The following is a 21,602-nucleotide window of genomic DNA, read 5'->3' as shown; positions in this document are numbered from 1 at the left end:
AAAGCATTAATAACAGACGAAATCACCCCGTATTACTTTTCCTGAGCTAAACTAATTAATACGGGTTCACTGGAATGCAAGTATGAAATTCATTGTTGTTCTTTTTTTGTCGCTAATCAACGTTAGTGTTTGGTCATCTGATACCGCCTGTAGTCCTCAAGGTGCTTTTCGAAATACCAATGGGTGTATGCCTGTGGTATTTGTTATTCGCCATGCTGAGGATACGCCCTCGGGAGAGCATGCGCTAACCGCAGAAGGAAAAAAGCATGCTGAGCTGTATGTTATGTTATTTAAAAATTATGTATGGGGTGATACTCATAGCGTAGGTAAAGACAAAAGTCAGGCTTGTGTCTGTCCTATTGGTAAAATTATAAGTATTAGTAATAAGGGAGGGGATGTTTCTCCACGAAATCCTAATCCTAATCCAAGCCCCAACCCCTATAGTACCGTAGAGAATCTGAGTCAAAGTTTAGGTCTTCCAATTATTACTGATAATGGTGATAGTCAATATTGGAGTAGCTATCAATGGACTGCTGATGCCAAGAAAAAATTGTTTGATTATAGTGGGAATTCAGCTCAATACTCTGTAGTTATAGCCTGGGATAAGCAAGGTCTAAACCCTACAGAAGAGGACTATAAAAAATTGATGGGTTGGCTGAGGCCGCCGGAGTCAAAAATTCCATTTAAAGATTTTACACCGCTACTTAAATATTTTCCTAATAAACTTCCAAATGCAGATTCAATTGCACTGGACCCTCTGAGAACCACTCTATGGGTTTATTCTGATCAAAATGAAGAAGGCAAGTTTATGAATCTACGAGTGTATCAACAAATTTTTTATGCAAAAGATTGTAAAAACAACCAATCATTCGTGCCTACTGTAAGCTCAGAATGCATCATTCCTCAGCAACGCAGTTATTAGATAAGCTTGCAATGGATTTGTTAATTATTTGTAAATGAAAAATAAAAAAAGAACTCTATGTTGTATTTATGATATATTGATTTATCTATTTTGTTGGCTATTTTTTTATGAATCATATCAATAAATACTTTTGGAAAATTGTTATTTCTATTGTGTTATCAAGTATATTGATTGTGGCAAAAGCTAATTCAACGTTAGTTCGTATTCTGCAGGCAAACTTATTTTCCTGGTCTACTATGGATAAAAATAAGAATCCTCCACCAATTATCAGGATGACATCTTACATTAACGAACATAATTTCGATTTTATTGCTACTCAAGAAAATGATTACTTATTGACAGACCGTCTTTATAAGCTTGATCAAAAATACAAAATAGCGGGAATAAGAGAAGATGCTTCTATTTTTTATGACAGCTCTCGTTGGGCTATGGTAGAAAATAGCCAAAAAACGATACCAATGACTCCTGATGGAGGAGGTAAGAGAGTCGCAGTATTTTCTCAATTCAAAAATTTAAAAAGCGGTGAGATTGTTGCTCTTGGGACTACCCATCTTTGCGTTGCCTGGGGCGGGCATGCTGATTGTGTTGGAGGACAAGTAACTGCTCATAATAATGATGCACGAACAATCGGCGAGTTTATTGAAGCGTATTCGGTACACTCAAAAATTCCAACGTTTGTTACAGGTGATTTTAATAATCTGCAAGATAATTTAAATCAAGCACAAATCATGGAGTCAACTTTTGTTAATTATGGTTTGGCTGCTGTGAAGTCTAATGGAACTTATATAGGCCCAACTTTTGGAAATGCTGTAATTGATTTTATATATTTTTGCCAAGCGACATTGAAAAATGCATCCCTTTATAAACAAACACAAGGAAACCCTTCCGATCACTCAGCGATTGATGTCACATTTCAAATTGGGTTATAAATTAATAAGTGTTCACGCAGTGGTTCCCATAGCCCGGATTAAACCCAGTCGTAATCCTGGAATTTTTTACCACATTCCTACTCATTAGGACTACGTTTAATCCGGGCTAAGATATTATAAGTGTGCCACATCAGAGAGTTAGTGAGCAGTAAAAAAAGAGTCATTATTTCTTGGTACCAATCATAAATATCCTTTGGAATGGCAGTAAAACTTTATTGTTTTTTTGCAAACGATATTCTCTTGAAATTTCCTGAATATATTGTGTGCTAAATAATTGGACATCCTTGTCATTCATGCTTGCCAATATGGGTCTTAAGCCTGTGCCTTTGATCCAATCAAATATTGCTTGATAATGTTCCATTTCTTGGTAATAAATTGTTTCCCATAAGTGCAATGGGTAAGATGATGGTGTGTTAAGTAAATCGTAATAGTATGACGAATGATAAAGAGGTTTGCTTAATTCTCCATGAATCAATTGCTTTAAATAGAGTCTCCATTCAGGATGCGTTTGTAACAACTTGATAATGATTTGATGGGTAGCTAAATGAAAGTTATTTGGCATTTGTATCGCTAACATACCACCAGAATTGAGTAATCCTAATAATTTGGGAAGTAAAGAATGATGATCGGATAACCATTGCAATGACGCATTTGCAAAAATGCAATCGATTTTTTCTGGAGGAGAAAAGTGTGCGATATCATCCTGTATGAAAGTAATGTCAGCGTAAGTCGATTGAGCTTCATTCAGCATATCCGCAGAAGAGTCTAACCCTACTATCCTTGCAGAAGGCCAGCGTTGTTTTACTATGTTACTGCTATTTCCTGGGCCGCAACCTAAATCATAGACTATCTTGGGTTGGAACGAAGCGGGAACTGCATTGAGTAAATCCCGAGCTGGGCGTGTTCTTAATTCTAAAAATTGACTGTATATTTTTGCATTCCAAATATCTTCCATTTTTTCTCACTCTTGAACGATTTAAATGAAAAAGGCGCATCTTAAAATCGATGTTATTCTGATTATGAGGAAATATCCTTTTGAGCCTTTTCCGCAGCTAAATAGACACAAACAATGGTTATTAGAGCCATCACGATGAGATAAACGGAAACGGGCCAGGTTTTTCCATTAGTTGAATGGACTATTTCAGTAGCAATCAATGGAGTTAAACCACCTGAGAGCGCTGCGGATAAATGATAGGCAATTGCTGTTCCGCTATAGCGAATACGTGTTTTAAAAAGCTCAGAATAAAATGCACCTTGAGCCCCATGCATTGCTGCGTGGGCAAAGCACATGCCAAATATTACAGCAATAAAAATTAATGTAGGGCTTTTAGTTTGCAATAACCAGAAAAAAGGAAAAGCAAACAATCCCATCAATACAGCACCTGAAATATACACCGGGCGACGCCCAATCCGATCAGACAGCCTCCCAAAAAAAGGAATGCAAAATGTTTCTAAAATAGCGCCCGTCATTACTGCATAGAGTAAAAGGGTTTTTGACAATTGCAGTTGGAGTGTTCCATAACTTAATATAAAAACTGTCAGTACATAAAAAGAAGAACTTTCTATAAAGCGTGCACCTATTGCCAAAATAAAGTTTCTAAGATGAGAACGAAGCATTTCCAAGGCTGGAACCTTGGGTGGACGTTTTTGTTTTGCTGCTTTAGCAAAAACCTGGCTGTCCATAACTTTCAAGCGAAGATAAAAACCAATAAACACCACAAAACAACTCAATAAAAAAGGTATGCGCCAGCCCCAAGATAAAAATTGTTCTTTGGGGAGAGTAGAAAAAATTAGTAATATTATAATTGAAAGTACTAAGCCAAATGGAGCTCCAGAATTTGGCCAACTTGCATAAAACCCTCTTTCTTTTTCCCTGCTTACTTCAGCAGCCATCACAACTGCCCCGGCCCATTCACCTCCGACTGCTATCCCCTGAATAAATCGTAAAAGGACGAGACAAAGAGGTGCGAAGATACCAATTGTGTTATAAGTAGGAAGTAAGCCAATCAAAAATGTAGAGCCGCCCATTAAAGACAGGGTCATAATCAACATCTTCTTACGACCTAATCTATCCCCGTAATGGCCAAAAATAATACCACCCAGCGGTCTGGCAAAGAAACCAACAGCGTAAGTTGCGTATGCGGCCATGATTCCCGCTACGGGACTAAATTTAGGGAAAAAAAGAACATTGAAAAATAAAGCAGAGGCAGTGCCAAATAAATAAAAATCATACCATTCAATTGCTGTACCAATAAAACTTGCAATAGAAACTCTTCTAGATGCTTTTGATTTAGGATCTTGGCGTATGATGGGCATATAATAATCCTAGTATAAACAATAATATTCATCCTATATGAATTTTATTTGAAATGCCAATCATACTATTAAGTCAATGATATTAAATATTATTTTTGACAAGGTGTGCTTTTTATTTGTAATGCCGGAATGAATTGTTACAACAGGTAAGGAGCACAATTTATTTTCAAAATTTGGACATATCATTAAACAATAACTAGAATTTTCATAACATGCGCATAAAAATTTTTAAATGAGTTGTAAGAGATAGGGAAATCGTATGAACTATGTAAACATTATTTTAAAATCATTAGATAAGTTTGCACAAAATTTTGTAGCACTTATTCCCAATATAATTATTGGAGTTTTTTTTGCTGTACTAACTTTTTTTATCGCAAAAATAATAGGAAAAATTGTAAGCTCATTTTTACCTAAAATGGCAATTCGTGCAAATTTAGTAACAATTTCACATAAATTAACTATTATATTAGTTTGGTTTATTGGTGTGTTAATTATTTCAGCTATAGTTTTTCCATCCGTGACAACGGCGAATATTTTAACTACTTTGGGATTAACGTCAGTTGCAGTTGGTCTCGCATTCAAAAATATTTTTGAAAATTTTTTTACAGGCATTTTACTTTTGCTTAGAGAACCATTTAGTATTGGCGACTTTATTGAGGTGGATTCCCAACGAGGCTATGTTCATCGTATCTCAATACAAAACACTCATCTACGTAAAACAGATGGAACACGTGCCTTTATTCCTAACACAAAAATGTTTACGAGCACTGTAGAGGTTCTGACTGATTCAAAACTAAGGCGGAAAAAAATCATTTGTAGTGTTGATTTTGGTACTGACTTGGAAAAGGCACGCACAACCATTAAAAATGCCGTCAAACAATGCGAGAGTGTTTCGAAAGAAAAGTACACTCAAATTTATGTTGTATCTTTTTCCTCTAATGGTATTGATTTTGCAATTTATTGGTGGACAAAACCTGAACCAAGCCACCTGCGATATTCTCTTGATGAAGTCCTTACCAGTATCAAAAAAGCTCTTGATAAAGAAAAAATACCTATGACTTATTCAACACCAGTGAGCTTTATTGAATCAATGACGGTCCACCCAAAGACGCAAAATTCTAAACCAGAAGATGGGAAACAAATCTCAAGTCAGTAGAATTATATGAATATCCTGCCGGCAAAGGCATTCCTGAATTTAATTTTTTAAACAGTCAACAATTTTACCTTCTTTGCTCCAGGACCCTCCCTGACATTGCATTCCGGAATCAATGTTTACATTTTTAAAAATTATGGTACTGCATTTGTTATACTTGCCGCAGAAAATTCGTGCTTCTTTACTGGAATTGATACTGTAAATATTCTGATAGGTTATATCTTTGATAGTTACATAGGATTTACTGCCTGTTTCACTGTATTCCATGTCATATAAAATTGGGTATTTTACATTCTCCATGGTGATATCACTGTAGGTAATGTCTGTTACTGCTCCTTTTTTAGTGTCCGAGCAGTCTTTTTTATCACATCGTGTTTTTATACGCAGGCCATTGGAAGCGTTATGAAAACTGAGATTGTTAACCATGATATCTGATACGGTGTTTTTGACACCACTGCCGATAGAAACTCCGTGTCCATAAAATAAATCGACATTACTGATCTTAATATTTTTGGAGGGTTCATTGATAGCATTAATTGCAATACCGTCATCACCATTTTTTATAATAATATTATTTATCTGCATCTTAGTGATTGAGCCTACGTTAATGCCGTCAGTATTAGGAGAATCTTGCGGAGCATCAATACGCAAATCATGAACTGCAACGTTTTTACCACCTCGGAGCATGATGTGAAAACGTGGTGAATTTTTTAGTTGTAAATGATCGATAGTTAGATTTTCAACATGGTTAAGGTGAAGCAGAAATGGCCTGTTTTGGGAGGTTTTGTATTTCCACCAGCCTTCTCCATTACCGTCAATCACGCTGGTATCAGGATTATCACCACTTAAAGTAAAGTGGTTCACATGAATAAGATTGATTAAACCTCGTTCTTTTTCCCAGCTTTTATCTTTGCGGTCTACAGCAATAAGGGTGACACCAGACTCCAGATGTAGAGAGATGTTGTTATGTTTTTTTATCGTAATTGGTTTTAAAAGATACTCTCCTGGTTGGACAAGTAACGACAAATTATTCTGATATTTATCAAGAGTTTTTTCAAGTTGCTCACTTAGATTGTTACCGGATCCAAAAAAGACACATTCGATGTTATTTGTTGTGTTGGCTGGCATGCTACATCTGACTTGTACTCCCTTGGCTTGAGCAGAACAGATGTAAGTTGCAAGGAGGCTGATCACCCATATTGGTTTTAACTTATTCATATTGTCCCATTGTATAGTTGATTTGAGCAGAGTTTATCATCGGGGGGTAAGTTTATAGAGGGGGAGTAGGTGTTTTTTGCATAATCTTAACTTAATAACCACGAAGCCCCCTTCATTACTTATTGTAGATGTGATTTTGGGTATGGTTTATGAGAGAAGTATCATGTGAGACTGGGATACTTATTAGACGCTATTTCTGGAAATAATGCTTATTTTTTTATCGATAAAATAAGCGTTATCTAGCAAAGAAGCTTAATTTATATAATTTCTTTCATTAAGGCGTGTTGACCATTCATCCTACCACTTTCATGTCGCGACTTGTTCGCGGCATCCAAGCGCTCTGAATCAATGGCAGATTTCTTCATATTAGATTTTCAAAAAAAACAATGAAATTTTTTAATGTTTATTTAGATAGAAAATACTCGCTGATGATCTGCTCTACGCTCGACTAGTCTTTCGATCATCTCAAGCATCATCATATTAGCAATTAAATTATCAATAATTCGTTCCATGTGGGGGCCATAATTGCTGTGTACAAATACATGAGACGGTTGTTGATTTTTTTCCCTGGTAAAGTGTGTGTGATGTTGTGCCCCAAAAGATTTAGTTTTTAAATTTTCAGCATTAATTTTTGCTAATAAAATTTCCAATGGAGAGGGCGTGACATAAAAAAATACGGGGGGATTTCTATAAAAATTGGGCTGTTCAAATCGGACGGCATCTTCATAAGTGTTAAAAAAATAATAAAATGCAGGTTGGGGTTTAAAAAAGAAGTTTTTGCTGTATTGAGGTTTTGGCTGGGGCATTGACCTAAATGAGTTTGATTCATCGGGCTCATGAGTTTTCGATTTTGGCTGGTGACGGAAATTTTGCGCATCAGCGTGTAGTTCATGTCGATGCTGAGGCTTGAACTCTGGTTGAACTTCCTTACCTTGGTCATTTATCAAACCTTGATCATATTTTTTACGCTTTTCTGCGTCACCTAAAATTTCATAAGCTGCGGCCATTTCTTTAAATTTTTCTACAGCATCAGGATTATTAGGGTTTCTATCTGGATGATATTGTAATGCTAATTTTCTATAAGCTTTACGAATTTTCACCTCATCTGCCTGATCATCGATGCCTAAAATCTGATAAAGTTTTTTCGCCATAACTTGCTCCAATAATGCATTAGGCCGGAAGTATAATATACCACTCCTTAACCCATGCTTAAGGATATAGAGTTTTCTTAAATAAATCATAAAACCCTTTTTTCCCTTATGTTCCCTTATGTTTTTATAAAATCTAAAAAGTGTATACCGCCAACATAATTCGAATAACTCCATTAATCCTGTCCTAATTTTTTTATATTTAAATAAAAGGTATGAGCTTTTTGATTTTAGAGGTAGAGAATGGAAGAGTTAAAAAAAGAAATGTTGCAAAACTTAATTGTTTCCGTAGAAATTCTTATTAAGGAGGAAATAAAAAGTCATCCCACCCTCAAAGGACCAGCTTCTTCTGCTTCTAGGATTCTTAATGTGATTAATGAATTTAAAAGTTTAAGCCCAGAAGATCAAGATAATATGGAGGAGCTTAATCGCGTAGTTGCAAAAATAGAAAAACTAGCCATTACCTCCCAGCGTAATCGAGATAATCGATTTGCTCGACTTTTAATGGCTGATTCTTCAGGAGTGTACGATGATATTGTGAATAGTATTGACACTATAAAAAGTAAATTGTTGCAAGATTCAGCGTCAACCCCAGAAGTGCAACAGGAAAATTGGATAGAACCTCAGAGTGAAGAAATTATTGAAAATGCTTTACCTATATCTTCATCTTTACCCTCTTCAAGACCATCTCCAGATTTAAAAGCCTTAGAGGAGGAACAAAAATTATCATTTTCGGCTAAAATTTACGATGATGATGACTGGAAAAGACCTACTCGAAGACCTAAGGCTAAAGCTCCTTTAAAAAGTAAAAAACAGGAAGTGTTTGAGTTTGATGATTTCTCCTCTTTAGCTTCTTCGCCATCTCCGGAATTAAAGGAATTATCATCGTCTGCCAAAGTACAAGATGATGAAGATTGGAAAAAGACACCTCCAAAAAGTGAAATGGGAGACTATTTAAAGAGTAATAACCCTGAAATTCAGTCCAGTAGTTCGCCTATAGCTTCATCGTCGTCACAACCTGTTCCAGAGTTAAGAAGACCGCGGTTGCAACGCGCAGATCGAGCCATATTTCGACAGTCAGTAATAAGGCCGATATTGAACATCAATTTAGAAGATCAAGAAAAAGCTGTCGAAAAACAAGAGGCATCAAAAAAAGGCTCTTCTCCTGGTTTTTCTTTTGTTTCCGAGGCGGCTAATCAGCAAATTATTAAAGTGATTAATACAAATTATGCACCAAACCCAGCGAGTAATTTTGTATCCATTTCGTCACAAAGCAGTCAAGAAATGCTACGTATTTTAGAACAAAATTTAAGAATTACTGAACGCCTAAAACACCCTAATCCTACTTGGGTGTATACCAGAGTTGAACCTGAACATCCTGGAGAGAAGGCAATTATAAAAATTAAACATGATCCAACCACTTCAATAACTGCTCAAGAGTTAGATACCAAAACTAAGTATTCTATTATTACAAGAAAATTAAGTATCATAGGAGGGGTATTAACTCTTCTTGACTCACCTCATTATTTAACATCCAACCCTGAACAAAAACAAGCGATAAGAAATGAACTGGCCAGGCTGAGTAATGAAATCATTGCTTCCAGAAACAACCCAGTGACTCCTGATCCCAAAGAAGAGCTGGATCGTTTTGTGGGAAGTTTAGCTTCTTCGCTTAAATCAATAACAAATCCAGTACCTACTAACATAATACGTGATATTCGTGAAGCAGAACGCTATTTTGTCGCCGAACATAATAAAGATCAGATTTTAATTGTAGAAACCCCTAGTGAAAATGAAACAATTCTGCAAATAGATATTGGGCTCAATCACCAACTTACACCGGAACAAAAACAAGAATACTTGGGTATTCATAATGACGAAGACAAGCAACCTCAATGGTTTCAAGCGTTGAGTGCGGCCCAACGAGCTTGGTATTTGGAAAAAATACCAAGTCCTAACGATCCTGAAGGGATAAAAGAAGATAAATGGAATAATTTCCAGCTTCTTTTTAAATCATCGGCTATGCCGCATGCTCCTGGATTTCCAAATGCGCGCATCAACTATTTAATGTTAAAACGGGATGAAGAGCTTGAAATTGTTAATGCCAGTGTGAAATCTGCTACACCGGTGAGTTATGAAATGCCCTCTGAGGAACAGGAAAAACACTCGAAAGATAATGCCCAACAACTAGTAAACATTACCCAACATTTGGCCTCCATCAATTATGAAAATTTATGGGGAAATTTCTTTGGTGACGATAAACCTCAAATACCAATTTTGATCCAATCGTTATTGAGCGAAAAAGTAGAAAAGATGGGGGTTGAAGTAGCAAAAGCTGATAACCAATTAATTCAAGGCCAACTAAAGGCTATGAAAGATTTGGAGGCAGAAGGATTTCTCCTCATGTATCACAATGATGGGACTAATGCTTTTTCACGCGGGAATAAGATCAGCATGCGTGGCGATCCCGAATTTGAGCAATTAGTGAATGTTGCTGACAATTTTCTTACAGCAGTTTTTGCAAAGCTTGATGATAAAATTGAAAAATCTGAGCATATTGAATCTGCCCTTAAAGATGAGAAAGATTTTTTATTTTGCATAGATAAACGGAACCCAGATGAACAACAGCGGCGTCTCGATAAATTCATAGGAAAGTTAGAATCGAATCCGCATCTAACACAGGAACAAAAGGGAAGTATTATCTTGATAATTCGAGTTTTGGATGAGTTTCATCATGACACTGGGGAAGACCCAAAATTATCACGCAATAAGGCAGAATATATTATTGCTTTAAAAAAGCTGTTAGTTGAAGCAATGGGAGGGGCTGTCAGTAATAATTGTAAAAGTGGAAAAGATAGAACGGGACAAAGTGAACTCTATCAACATGCTCTTACTTTATTTACCATGCTCCATTCAGAATCTGATGCTCTCTTGCGCTATGATGAGAAAGGCGATCGTCGAAATGCATTTTGCCAACTTGCCGCGATGCTTAATGCTTCACAGAAGATCCAGGAGGCTGCTGCATTTAACACACCAGGTTGTGTAGGGACTAAATCCAATACAATCTCGAAAATTATTGATGATGGTATTCTTAACGAGGGACAGTTTAAAGATCTTCACTCAAAAGGCTGTAAATTAGCGAGCATGAATAAACCTAAAGACTTTATTAAGGACGAAAGTTGTAAGGCGATGATGATGGCAGAAGAAAAAACGATGAATAAAACATCGAATATGAGAAATATATTACAGGATTTTAGATTAGGAAATAAAGAAAAGGTTCAAAATAGTGAATATGAATGTGAAAGGGGTATGTCAATGAGTAGCAAGGTTTGATTAAAAACATTCTTTGAAGTTGACGTTAATTCTGGTTTAATGAGGGTAACCTCCTCTTTGTGGATATGGCTCTGGGGTTTGAGATACAGCACGTGTTTTATTCGTCGCTGTTGGGACAGTGCTCACAACACTTAAAAAAAGCCTGCAATCTGAATCACGAAATACTTTAGTGATGGGCTTGGAGCTTAAGCGCTTATTTACAACAGAGCAACATGAAGAAGGTAAGACCAATACGCAGAAAATAGAAGGAAAGTTTCTTACCTTGATGACTTGTACCAAGCGATTGACTAGAAAAACAATTTGTTTTTCAAAATCAGAATTGATGCATGATAGCGTAATTGGACTATTGATAAACAAATTTGAATTTCAACGCGATGTTTAATCAATAAGTTTTACGCCCCCACCTAAGTAGGGAATCAGTTCTGAGTATAAAATTATCCTTTACTGTGAGGGAGGGAAGCGAATTGCTTTTGATGGTGTGTCGAGCAAATCAAAAAGCTCAAGAAGTATTTCATTTGCTTTTGGATTGTGATTGAGCAGTGTCCACTTTTTCTCAGCTAAGTTGGGTTCAGTGCGATAATAAATTGAGAATAAACCATTACCTATGTTTTCTTGCTTGATACGTAAAAGAGCATGTTTTTGAATCAGTGGATGATCAATGCTCACCTTATTTTGACAAAAATCGCCAAACGAAAGAGACATTTTATCTTGATAGTGTTCTAAGTACTCGTTTTTTATTGTTTCGAAAAGGGTGGAATGTCCGCTCCGAAGCTTAGAATCTTCACGTAGTGTGCGTACTATTCTGGAAAGCATATTGTTATATTGCGTAGGGCTTGCTTTTTTTAGGGAGGCTTTTCCTTCCCGCAAGTCGGTTTCATCCAAATGGAGAGAGTCCATTAAGAAATCAATGCATTGCATTGCTTCATTATAATAAATAGTTGTACCATAACTTGCACAGGCAAGTCGGAATGCATATGGGGTAGGTTTTGCTCCCAAATGATAAAGACGCAAAGCCAAATCCTCATGACCTAAACGTAACAAAAATTCAGCGGGAAGCATCGCTTCATAGATAAAATTATCTACATTATCAATAATGGATAATCGCTCTTCATGAGTCATGTTCGTCTCAATATAGCCAATAAAATCATATAATAATTCAATAAGGGCAGGATCATCCAGGCTCGAGACAATTAAGCTTTTGAGTGGGTTATTGCCACTTTTGGGGTGGATCAAATTCAGAAAAGGGGATTGATCAATAGTTGCAAAATTAACTCGCTTTACCATTAATTCTCGAAGCAAAGAAGCCATTTGTGTGGAAGAGAAATTTAATTCATTGGTCGCAATAATATTTGCCAAAGTTGTTCTCATTTGGTTTTCTTGAGCTATAGACTCAGAGCAGCCATAAATCCTCTTTGTTGCGATAGTACTCCAATGGGGGGGCGTATGTCCCTCTTTTTCAATAGTAGCATGATTCTTAACTATAATTTGTTGATTTAAATATTGGGAATCACAACGTTGAATGAACGACTTGAGAAGATTATATTTGGCTTCTGTATCAAATGGGGCATTTAATAGATCTGGTAATTTGCTATCTTTAATGATTGATGGCTCGTTGTTTATCGTTTGAGAGGAACCAGGATTAGCATTATGATAAAAAAAATGCGGAGTTTTTTCTGCCATTTTATCGCGCATATTAATGAACCTATTCAGATAATTGAAAATTGATTGCTAATATAAAAAAAGCGCCGAATCATGTTTTATTCTATAACCACTATCTGATAACCCCGAGTAGTTTTATTTTACCCATGATGACTTTATATTGATTATGTTGTGCATATAAGTCAAGAATAAAATGGATCTGCTTTACGAAAAAAAATATATCCTCTTACACTTTGGCCTCGTGAAATGCACATGTTTTACATGTAAGCATTTCACGAAACGAATTGTTGCATTGAAGGGATTCAGTTTTTTTATAGTGGAATGTCTTTAAAACCTATTGCAGCTACTGGATCTTGGTTTAGGCTTGGTAGCCTGGAACTGTAGGCATTTTGTAAGCAGGAGCCACCTGAGTATAGCGATGGTAATGACCATCCATCTCCGTTACAGGTTTATATGCCTCTTTATCTTGATATTTCATTAATACAGTATGTAATATTTGTTTAAAGTCGTCACTGGAGGTTAAATTCATTTCATCTTTTAAATTTTTTAAAAAGTCCCCTAAACAATCTTTCCCAAATTTTTGTTCTATTTTAGATAATGCTTCAAGTACATCATGTTTTGACAATTCAAAATTCGAATCGATTTCAGGGCTAAAAATTTCAGAAATATGTACCGGTATATTTTCAATAGATAAATACTTGGCCTGGGCATAATATAGGGATGCTCCTATATTGTAGCTTACGATATCAAAAGCGGCTTGCTGCAATGCGCCCATAAGTTGAGTCACTTGCCAATCAGTTTCTATTTCTTCATTTATTTCGCAGGCTCTTTTTAGTTGCATGTAACCAGCTCCTAACCTGGTTAGAGGCTGGTAGCGAGAGAAACTTGCTGTCGCATCCATAATTGCTGATGTAAAATGATTTTTTTCATTAGACCCATAAGCCTTAGCTAAAGGTTCTATGATATTCAAAAAATATTCATCATTCATATTATTGGCATGCGCATAAATATCCAGGCTATTCGCTAAATTGGATCCGCTACTAAGCTCATTTCGTATGATTTGTTCGGCGGTATTTGGAGAAAACTTCGATCGGGTAGAATTCTTATTTTTAAAAAATTGGCCTCTTATCATCCTGGAAGTTGGTGTTTCGCCTTTGCTTTTTCGAGAGCCAGCTTGTTTTTTAATACCCATAATATCAAAATCGTGTGTTCCCTCTGCATATTTAGTGATACCCCATACATAGATCCTGAGTGCAAACATTGAAAAATACTTACCATGAAGTTTGTCATTTTTTAATTCACTGGAAGGGGAGTAATGATATTTTATAAATTTCTCTTTTTCCTGATTAGTCATGAGCCTACATCCTTTAGGACTATCAATCTCTTCAGTCCTTGCAAATAATGATAAATCGGTGGGTATTGGCATTTATATTTTCCTTCGGTAAGTTTAGATCTCTAACATCATGAAAATGATTACAGTGATGTACTCAGGATTGATACTTTATTCAAATTTTTAGCTTTTGGTAAATACTTAGATGTATAAATAAAGCCACAATGGAGCTTTTTGTCACCCAGAGCAATATAAAAGCATCTCTTGATTTGACAAAATTTGAGCATGGTCTATTGTTTAATTAAATACTTATTTAACTGTTAAACTAACTATGCTTACTCATGACCAAATTATTACTTTAAGTGACACGCTGCATTTAATGGGGGAAGCTAATCGTCTAAAACTTCTTATCACTTGCCTTCAAGGTCCAAAGTCAGTTTCTGAATTAGCGGAGCATTTACAACTTTCACTCCCCTTAACCAGTCATCATTTAAGTCTTTTGCGTTCTGCGCGTCTTCTGGTTGCTAGACGTGAAGGGAAGCATATTTATTACAGTATTTTTGATACGCATGTTCGTTGTATTTTGGAAGACATGCTGAAACATTTTACAGAAGAAATGGGGAATTAACATGAGCTTTATAAAGCGTATTTTTGGTAGTTATATCAATAGCCATCAATCCGGATATCGTAACTCCCATCATGGGGGTTACTCTAAATCGCACCATGGTAAAAAGAATTATTATAATGATTTTTCGTTAAGCAATGAGTACCAGGGAGTTCGCTGTTCCAAATGTCAAACCTATAATGCTCCGGATTCTCGTTTTTGCGGTCAATGTGGACAAGTAATACAAAATTCAACATGTTCTTGTGGCGCATTAATAGAGGGGGGCGCTAAGTTTTGTGGCCAATGTGGGAAGTCAATCGGATGATGCCATAATGAAGGGGCATCATGACTATCTATCTGGATATATTATTGACAATAAAATTTGAAATATGATTATAATGCTTAGACGGATTTAATTTTTATCACAAGGAAGGTGTTAGATGAAAAAGATAATTCAATGGTTGACTGTAGTGCTTGATGACATAGTTGGCGTTGCTGAGGAGAAACCTAGCAAACGTTATATGAGTGTTCATGAGGCTCAGAAAAAATTTGATGCTGGTTTGATCAGCATGCGTGAATACAATGAAGCATTAAAACGCAGGGGAATGTGATTAGGCTCAAAGCAATAAAGCATATGAGTTTGAATTTCCAACATGCCGTAGATCAATCATCTAAAATGTGCCGTAGGTGATTGATTTCAAATTAATTATGGTCTACTTCAGCACTTTAACAATTACTTCAGATTTAAAGTTTTAAATCCATTGAGAATCGCGGCTTAAGTTATGCCCTGACTTGCCAATATATATACCCTGCATTTACTTAAGAACGTAACTTTATGTACCAACCTGTTGGGCGTATTGAATTCAGTCTTTTCTCTCTATACAAACAATACTTTTTTTGCGAAATCAATACGATTTACCTAATTCATCAAGGAGTAGGCGGGTGGGGTTATTATTCGAGGAGATAAATTGAAAACAGCTTTATCATTAAACCATTTTATTTTACAGGCACTGAGGCCTTACAAGCATTATGTTTTTATGTTTGTTTTTATTGCGCTTTATTGGGCAATCAATAATGCTCTAGCACCTTACATACTGAAAATTATCATTGATACTGTAGTGGCTCATGAGGGAAGTAGGCCGGAAGTATGGGATGCGGTGCGACCTTATGTCTTGTTTTATATCGCATTATGGATAGGAATTGCATTCGATATGCGTCTATTGGATTGGGTTAAATTACGTTTATTTCCCAGCATACGTCAAGATCTGATGAATAAAATGTTTGATTATTTAACAGGGCATTCCTACCGTTATTTTCAAAACAATTTTGCTGGTAGTTTATCTAATAAAATTGGTGACATGCATTCTGGTGTTATTACTATATTAACAACCCTTGATGATGCTTTTGCTCAATTTTTGGGGTTAATAGTTGCCATCGGGATGATGTTGCTTGTGCATCCTTTATTTGCTGTTATTTTATTGGGTTGGGCTGTTTCCTTTTTATGTATTTCCTATTATTTTTTTCGTCCTATACAAAATCTATCACACATTTTTTCTACTACACGCACCAAAGTATTTGGTCAATGGGTGGACAGTATTAGTAATATTGCTAATATTCGATTATTTTCAAGGAATACTTATGAAAGTCAACGTATCAGAGACTCGGTAGCTGAAGCAGTCAGCCAAGACAGGGCTATGGAGTGGATGATTATCAAGATGCGAATATTCTGGGATATCAGCATCATTGTACTTATTAGTGTGAATATTCTGCTTCTGGTTAATATGTACCAAAATAACCAGGTTTCCATTGGAGACTTTAGTTTTATTATTTCTCTTTCCATCAGTATTTTTTACAACCTTTGGTATTTGGCGAGTCAATTTGTAACATTTGCCGAGGAAGCTGGAAAATGCAAACAAGCTTTAAGTATCATGGAGATGCCTCATGAAATCGTAGATAAAAAAGAGGCAAAACCATTATTAGTCAAAGAGGGGCAAATTGAGTTTCATGATGTGACCTTTCATTATCATGAAGGAGTCCATCTTTTTAAGAATAAAAACATTATAATTCCTGCACGACAAAAAGTAGGTTTAGTGGGATTCTCTGGTAGTGGCAAAAGTACTTTTGTGAATCTTATCTTGCGCCTCTTTGATGTGGAGTCTGGTCAAATTCGCATTGATGGACAAGATATTGCCGCAGTAACCCAAAACTCTTTGCGTGAACAGATTACCATGATTCCTCAGGATACTACTTTATTTCATCGTAGTTTACTGGAAAACATTCGTTACGGTTGTGTGACAGCATCTGATGAAGCAGTCATCACGGCATCTAAAATGGCACATTGTCATGAATTTGTGAGTCAATTAAAAGAGGGGTATGAATCATTGGTTGGAGAGCGGGGTATTAAATTGTCTGGTGGTCAGCGTCAACGCATTGCTGTTGCTCGTGCAATGTTAAAAAATGCACCTATTCTTATTTTAGATGAAGCAACCTCAGCATTAGACTCTGTTACTGAAAAGTACATACAAGATGGACTACATACTTTGATGCAAGATAAAACAACTATCGTTATTGCACATAGGTTGTCAACTCTATCGCAAATGGATCGTATTTTAGTTTTTAATGCGGGATATATTATTGAAGATGGTACCCATGAAGAGCTTATACAGGCCAAAGGTCATTATGCCCATATGTGGCAGATGCAAGCTGGTGGATTTTTACCGGAACAAGAAAACAATGATTCTTGAAGAATGTAACTTCAACTTTAAATAGAAGGTGCTAAAGCGTAGCATATCTTGCTATCCTGACCAGCATCATTAAATAGAAGCAATGTTTAAAATTTCTTACAATCTATTTAGCCAGAGGGTAATACTTATCATGAAAAAAAATAATATTGTCGTTTTGGATTCAAAACCATTAATGAGTGATGGTCTATGCCTCGATAGTCTTAATAAGTTAGGAGAAGTAACTCTCTATGATAGAACACCTGATGATCTGGTTATAGATCGCGCCAGTGAGGCTGAAATTATTATTACTAATAAAGTAAAATTAACCGAACAACATTTTAACAAACTTCCTCGCCTTCGTTATATTGGCGAAACGGCCACAGGTGTTGATAATATCGATATCCGTGCAGCAGCAAAACATCGTATTATTGTAACTAATGTTCCTGATTATAGTACTGACAGTGTTGCACAGCATGTACTTGCTTTATTACTTACTCATACCAATCATGTTGAAGCTCATAACCAATCTATCCAACGTGGAGAGTGGCAAACCCAACCTTATTTTTCGTATTGGTCAAAACCTGTCATTGAATTAGCTGGAATGACTTTAGGGTTAATGGGGTATGGTCGGGTTGCACAAAAAGTTGCTCGGTTGGCTGGTGCTTTGGGAATGAAAATTATTGCTCACAAACCAACAATGTTTACTGATGAGCTGGTTTCGTGGGTAAGTTTTTCTGATCTTCTTAAACAAAGTGATGTATTAAGTTTGCATTGTCCATTGAATGAGTATACAAAAAGTATGATTAACAACGAGACGCTGAAACAAATGAAACCGACAGCTGTTCTTATTAACACTGGACGTGGTGGTTTAATTAATGAATCCGATTTGGCTAATGCGTTAAAGGCAAAGCAAATCACCGCAGCCTACCTTGATGTTCTAAGTGAAGAACCTCCGCGTATTAATAACCGTTTAATTGGTTTAACAAACTGCATCATCACGCCTCATATTGCTTGGGCCTCAGTTGCAGCACGAAAACGTTTGCTAAATACGGTATGCGAAAATATCATTCATTTTCTAAAGGGCCAACCCATTAATGTAATACGTCCTTCATAAATCAATGCTTAAACAATGAAATCGATAACATCAACGAGATTTAAAGTATACCATCAATGGTTGTAACGCTCATTGCTAGCAGTTGAGCCGATAGTTCATCTAATGTGATGGCTCATGATGTTTGTTATTATGTGGTAACCAAAGAGGCAAAGCCTCTTTTAAGCGCTTGCCGCACATCTGATTCAAGTTTGAAGATCAAAAACAAAGTGAACTTAGAAATGCAAACGATATAATGCTTTGGGAAGAGTTAGTCATAAGCATCAACAGATTCCTTGATTTGCCATGGCCTTATTCATACCCACATCCTGGAATCCTCTAAAATGCATTACCTGGCTTCCTTAAAAGTCATCCACAATTTGTTCTCAAAATCATATAGCTTGCATTTCTTAAAAATACCCAGTACGTATCGCAACTTAAAATGATACTCATGAAAATATTCTCCATATTTGGCTTTTAATGCTCTATGCGCTTGCGGTAAGTTATAAAAAGGAATTCTTGGATCTAAATGGTGAGGGATATGTATCATTATATTGTGTAATAATACCCTTGAGATTTTTGAGCAGTGGATAATTGTGCTGCAATACAAAGCCCCCACAGAATGGGACCATTCGCTTTTCAAATCAAAAAAAGGGATGTCGGGATGTGTGTGATGTAGATATACAATTATCGCGATGAAATAATTAAAAACGATAAAAGGTAAAATGACCGCAGCAAAAATACCGATAATACCTCCTGCAAAAACATATCCAAAAATTGACATCATGAGCGCATAAAACAGAACTACAAGTTTACCATGTCGATAATATTGGCATTGTTTTTTATCTGTACCTGGATTAAAACATACCATTTGTTCCCACCAAACTCTGCGTAAATAATGGAAAGCACAAGTGAAAAAACATCGTTCTATTCGATAGAGTGAGCGCTGGAACTTAGAAAGTGATTGGTACTCAGAACAAGTAAGTGGCCGCCAAATCCAATCTATTGGAGAAAAAGAGACAAATCCATGATGAACCTTATTATGGCCAAAGGACCACATACGATAAATATTTAATGAGGGGAGCATGGCTATGGTTCCGAGCATCTCGGAAATTTTGTTGTCTTTGAAAAGAGCCCCATGTGCTGCATCATGTGCCCAAACAAACATCATGGCTGTAGCTAATCCAGCAATTAAACCGCCTAGTAGCTGTAATTCCACATTAAAATTTAAAACAACCAGGGAAATTCCTAACAAAAACAACATAAGATCAAAAAAATACCAGAATAAAGTCTTCCTGTGTGATTGCTTATAACACTCATTGGGAATGCTTGAACGAGCTACAGATGACTTAATTTCCTTTATGTGTTTCCATAATTTATCTGATTTGGTGGATTTCATAAGACGTTACCTCTAATACAGCTGGCGAAAGTTATTGGAATTTATAATTCAATAGTTACCTGAAAATACGATTATTGTTAATGAAATAATGCAACCTATAATTTCATTTATTAGTTATTTTAATGAGTTTCTTATGAAAGACATTGATCTAGATCATGGAAACGTAAAATGAGGTAAAAACTTAAATAACACTTTAGTTGTGGCTTAAGGACTGGTAGGGAAATTAGAAAGTCTTGATCTAAATTTTTTGTCATAAGTGTCATTCGTGCCCGCAATGCGTTTTAATTTCTCTGGTTGCAGAAATTGAATGTTTTTATGATCGATTGCAATAATTTTATTTTCTTTAAATTGAGATAAAAGACGGCTGATAGTTTCTGCCGTGAGTTTTAAATAATTCCCCATATCTTGACGAGACATTGGTAGAATAAAGTTTGTTTGGATGTCTGATGGATGCAATCGGAATGATAAGTCAATAAGAAAAGCAGCAAGGCGTTGTTCTGCTGTAATTGAAAACAAATAATTTCCCATATTTAACTGTTGGCTCATTATATATAAAATATGTTTTTGTAGCTCGGGGTGTAATTCCAGTAATTCCAGGAAATTATCATAAGGAATTTCACAAATAACACTATCAGATAATGCCCTTGCTGAAAAAAGGTAATGTCCTGTGTAAATTGCCTCAAAACCAAGGACTTCACCACTAAAATAAAATCCTTGAATTAATTCATTTCCAGCCGCATCAACTTGATAAGTTTTTAAATTCCCATATTGAATAGCGTAGATGTTTCGAAACATATTTCGAGAAAGATATAATGCTTCATGCTTTTTTAAATAATGGTGTTGCTTTACTGCGCGGTTAATTTGATGCAACCATCGTGAATTTTTCCCTTCTATAATACAAAAAGGAGAGAAACTACAACGCTCACATGTTAAATGATAATTATTAATGTCTATCATATTTGAATCATCATGCAGGCTGAAAGCTGGGTTATTTATTATAAATTGCAAATACATTTTATAATACAAATTTATTTCATGGTGTAGATCAAAGTGGTTTATCAGCGCATTTTATATTAATTTTATAAAGTCATATTTGCGTGATTAGGTTAACTTAATCCTAGGGTATTGTTGGTTCGATGCCCAGTTCATTGCGTGGAAAAGTTGGCTTGTCACCTCTATGATTGAAAAATCCGTTCTGTTTTAATGCAATCATCGTTTCAGAAGTCAGTGGATTTTGTTCTAACCAAGAAATCATGTTGTCTGCTGAAGTCGGATGGATATTTTGGGTTAATCCTAAGAGTTTAGTGCAAGCTGTTAAATCCAATACCATCCCGACCCCATAATTTCCATACACATAGAGCGCATAATAAAGGTACTCCCAGGGATCAGTACTATTGGGAGCCAAGTTAAATAAATTAGGGTGTGCGGCAAGACTTGCAGCGGCATTTTTAAGCGCCAAAGCAGTGAGCGCGCAACAGCCTGTGATCAACAGTGTTTTGAGTAGATCAACGGGTTTTTGTTTGACGTGGGTAAAAACATGTCCAACAATATGGTCAGGAAATTCATATCCTGACATAAAAGCCACTATAGCCGCAGTGATCCCGGGAGTAATGGCAATGGTTAATTTAGCCACATAATGAAGCTCATCCATAGGGCAATTATCTAACAAGAGTTGACAGATCAATTTAAATCCATCATAGCCCGCCTGGCTGCAAAAAATAAAAAATGCTGCGCTTAACCAGGATCCAGTACCTGTGGTGGTTAGAAAAGTTACATAT

General features: G+C 36.1%; 19 protein-coding genes. 10 read left to right on the top strand and 9 right to left on the bottom strand.

What is annotated here, in order from left to right; translation table 11 throughout:
- Nucleotides 1-82: 82 nt before the first annotated feature.
- Together EKG34_RS13675 and EKG34_RS13670 are read left to right on the top strand one after the other, a co-directional pair.
- Nucleotides 83-922, top strand: coding sequence for a hypothetical protein (locus EKG34_RS13675; protein WP_003631838.1), 840 nt, complete (start codon nt 83-85; stop codon nt 920-922).
- Nucleotides 923-1,029: 107 nt separating this feature from the next.
- On the top strand, nt 1,030-1,851 hold the full coding sequence (locus EKG34_RS13670) for an endonuclease/exonuclease/phosphatase family protein (RefSeq protein ID WP_003631836.1): 822 nt from the start codon (nt 1,030-1,032) through the stop codon (nt 1,849-1,851).
- 163 nt (nt 1,852-2,014) lie between these two features.
- On the opposite strand, the gene EKG34_RS13665 is transcribed toward EKG34_RS13670, so the two are convergent.
- A complete protein-coding gene (locus EKG34_RS13665) occupies nt 2,015-2,806 on the bottom strand; it encodes a methyltransferase domain-containing protein (RefSeq protein WP_003631835.1) in 792 nt (263 codons plus the stop codon).
- Nucleotides 2,807-2,868: 62 nt separating this feature from the next.
- Nucleotides 2,869-4,167 carry an MFS transporter gene (locus tag EKG34_RS13660; RefSeq protein WP_003631834.1) on the bottom strand — a complete coding sequence of 433 codons (1,299 nt, stop codon included), beginning with the start codon at nt 4,165-4,167 and terminating at the stop codon, nt 2,869-2,871.
- 259 nt (nt 4,168-4,426) lie between these two features.
- Between EKG34_RS13660 and EKG34_RS13655 the strand changes: the two genes are divergently transcribed.
- Nucleotides 4,427-5,323: a mechanosensitive ion channel family protein gene (locus EKG34_RS13655; protein ID WP_003631833.1), complete on the top strand. Its 897-nt coding sequence runs from the start codon at nt 4,427-4,429 to the stop codon at nt 5,321-5,323.
- A 39-nt stretch (nt 5,324-5,362) separates the two neighbouring features.
- Here EKG34_RS13655 and EKG34_RS13650 read toward each other — a convergent pair whose 3' ends face one another.
- Nucleotides 5,363-6,538 carry a glycoside hydrolase family 28 protein gene (locus EKG34_RS13650; RefSeq protein WP_003631832.1) on the bottom strand — a complete coding sequence of 392 codons (1,176 nt, stop codon included), beginning with the start codon at nt 6,536-6,538 and terminating at the stop codon, nt 5,363-5,365.
- A gap of 407 nt (nt 6,539-6,945) precedes the next feature.
- The gene (locus EKG34_RS13645) at nt 6,946-7,689 is read right to left on the bottom strand and encodes a DnaJ domain-containing protein (protein ID WP_003631831.1); all 744 of its coding nucleotides are present in this window, start codon (nt 7,687-7,689) and stop codon (nt 6,946-6,948) included.
- Nucleotides 7,690-7,929: 240 nt separating this feature from the next.
- On the opposite strand from EKG34_RS13645, the gene EKG34_RS13640 reads away from it, so the two are divergent.
- The gene (locus EKG34_RS13640) at nt 7,930-11,019 is read left to right on the top strand and encodes a hypothetical protein (protein ID WP_003631830.1); all 3,090 of its coding nucleotides are present in this window, start codon (nt 7,930-7,932) and stop codon (nt 11,017-11,019) included.
- Nucleotides 11,020-11,191: 172 nt separating this feature from the next.
- The gene (locus EKG34_RS18650) at nt 11,192-11,401 is read left to right on the top strand and encodes an IS1 family transposase (RefSeq protein WP_003631829.1); all 210 of its coding nucleotides are present in this window, start codon (nt 11,192-11,194) and stop codon (nt 11,399-11,401) included.
- Nucleotides 11,402-11,460: 59 nt separating this feature from the next.
- Here the strand turns inward: EKG34_RS18650 and EKG34_RS13630 are convergent, their stop codons facing one another.
- Nucleotides 11,461-12,711, bottom strand: a complete 1,251-nt coding sequence (locus tag EKG34_RS13630; protein WP_012979051.1) for a hypothetical protein — start codon at nt 12,709-12,711, stop codon at nt 11,461-11,463.
- 325 nt (nt 12,712-13,036) lie between these two features.
- Nucleotides 13,037-14,104 carry a hypothetical protein gene (locus tag EKG34_RS13625; protein WP_003631826.1) on the bottom strand — a complete coding sequence of 356 codons (1,068 nt, stop codon included), beginning with the start codon at nt 14,102-14,104 and terminating at the stop codon, nt 13,037-13,039.
- Nucleotides 14,105-14,339: 235 nt separating this feature from the next.
- Here EKG34_RS13625 and EKG34_RS13620 point away from each other — a divergent pair, with 235 nt between their 5' ends.
- The 5 genes from EKG34_RS13620 to EKG34_RS13605 all read left to right on the top strand — a co-directional run bounded on the left by EKG34_RS13620 (nt 14,340) and on the right by EKG34_RS13605 (nt 18,449).
- Nucleotides 14,340-14,636, top strand: a complete 297-nt coding sequence (locus EKG34_RS13620) for an ArsR/SmtB family transcription factor (RefSeq protein ID WP_003631825.1) — start codon at nt 14,340-14,342, stop codon at nt 14,634-14,636.
- A 1-nt stretch (nt 14,637) separates the two neighbouring features.
- Nucleotides 14,638-14,937 carry a zinc ribbon domain-containing protein gene (locus EKG34_RS13615; protein WP_012979052.1) on the top strand — a complete coding sequence of 100 codons (300 nt, stop codon included), beginning with the start codon at nt 14,638-14,640 and terminating at the stop codon, nt 14,935-14,937.
- 115 nt (nt 14,938-15,052) lie between these two features.
- Nucleotides 15,053-15,223 (top strand): hypothetical protein, encoded by a 171-nt coding sequence (locus tag EKG34_RS18275; protein ID WP_003631823.1) that lies wholly within the window; start codon nt 15,053-15,055, stop codon nt 15,221-15,223.
- Nucleotides 15,224-15,580: 357 nt separating this feature from the next.
- Nucleotides 15,581-17,356, top strand: coding sequence for an ABC transporter ATP-binding protein (locus tag EKG34_RS13610; RefSeq protein WP_003631822.1), 1,776 nt, complete (start codon nt 15,581-15,583; stop codon nt 17,354-17,356).
- 130 nt (nt 17,357-17,486) lie between these two features.
- Entirely contained in the window at nt 17,487-18,449 is a 963-nt protein-coding gene (locus EKG34_RS13605; RefSeq protein WP_012979053.1) for a D-2-hydroxyacid dehydrogenase, read from the top strand.
- A gap of 325 nt (nt 18,450-18,774) precedes the next feature.
- On the opposite strand, the gene EKG34_RS13600 is transcribed toward EKG34_RS13605, so the two are convergent.
- The 3 genes from EKG34_RS13600 to EKG34_RS13590 form a co-directional block, all read right to left on the bottom strand.
- Nucleotides 18,775-19,824 carry a fatty acid desaturase gene (locus EKG34_RS13600; protein WP_003631820.1) on the bottom strand — a complete coding sequence of 350 codons (1,050 nt, stop codon included), beginning with the start codon at nt 19,822-19,824 and terminating at the stop codon, nt 18,775-18,777.
- 204 nt (nt 19,825-20,028) lie between these two features.
- Complete coding sequence (locus EKG34_RS13595; protein ID WP_003631819.1) at nt 20,029-20,781, bottom strand: helix-turn-helix domain-containing protein; 753 nt, start codon at nt 20,779-20,781, stop codon at nt 20,029-20,031.
- A gap of 160 nt (nt 20,782-20,941) precedes the next feature.
- Entirely contained in the window at nt 20,942-21,508 is a 567-nt protein-coding gene (locus tag EKG34_RS13590) for a hypothetical protein (RefSeq protein ID WP_223800015.1), read from the bottom strand.
- Nucleotides 21,509-21,602 lie beyond the last annotated feature (94 nt).

It is taken from the genome of Legionella longbeachae, from assembly GCF_004283175.1.
GTDB classification, from domain to species: domain Bacteria; phylum Pseudomonadota; class Gammaproteobacteria; order Legionellales; family Legionellaceae; genus Legionella; species Legionella longbeachae.
This window is presented reverse-complemented; position numbering and strand designations above follow the sequence as displayed.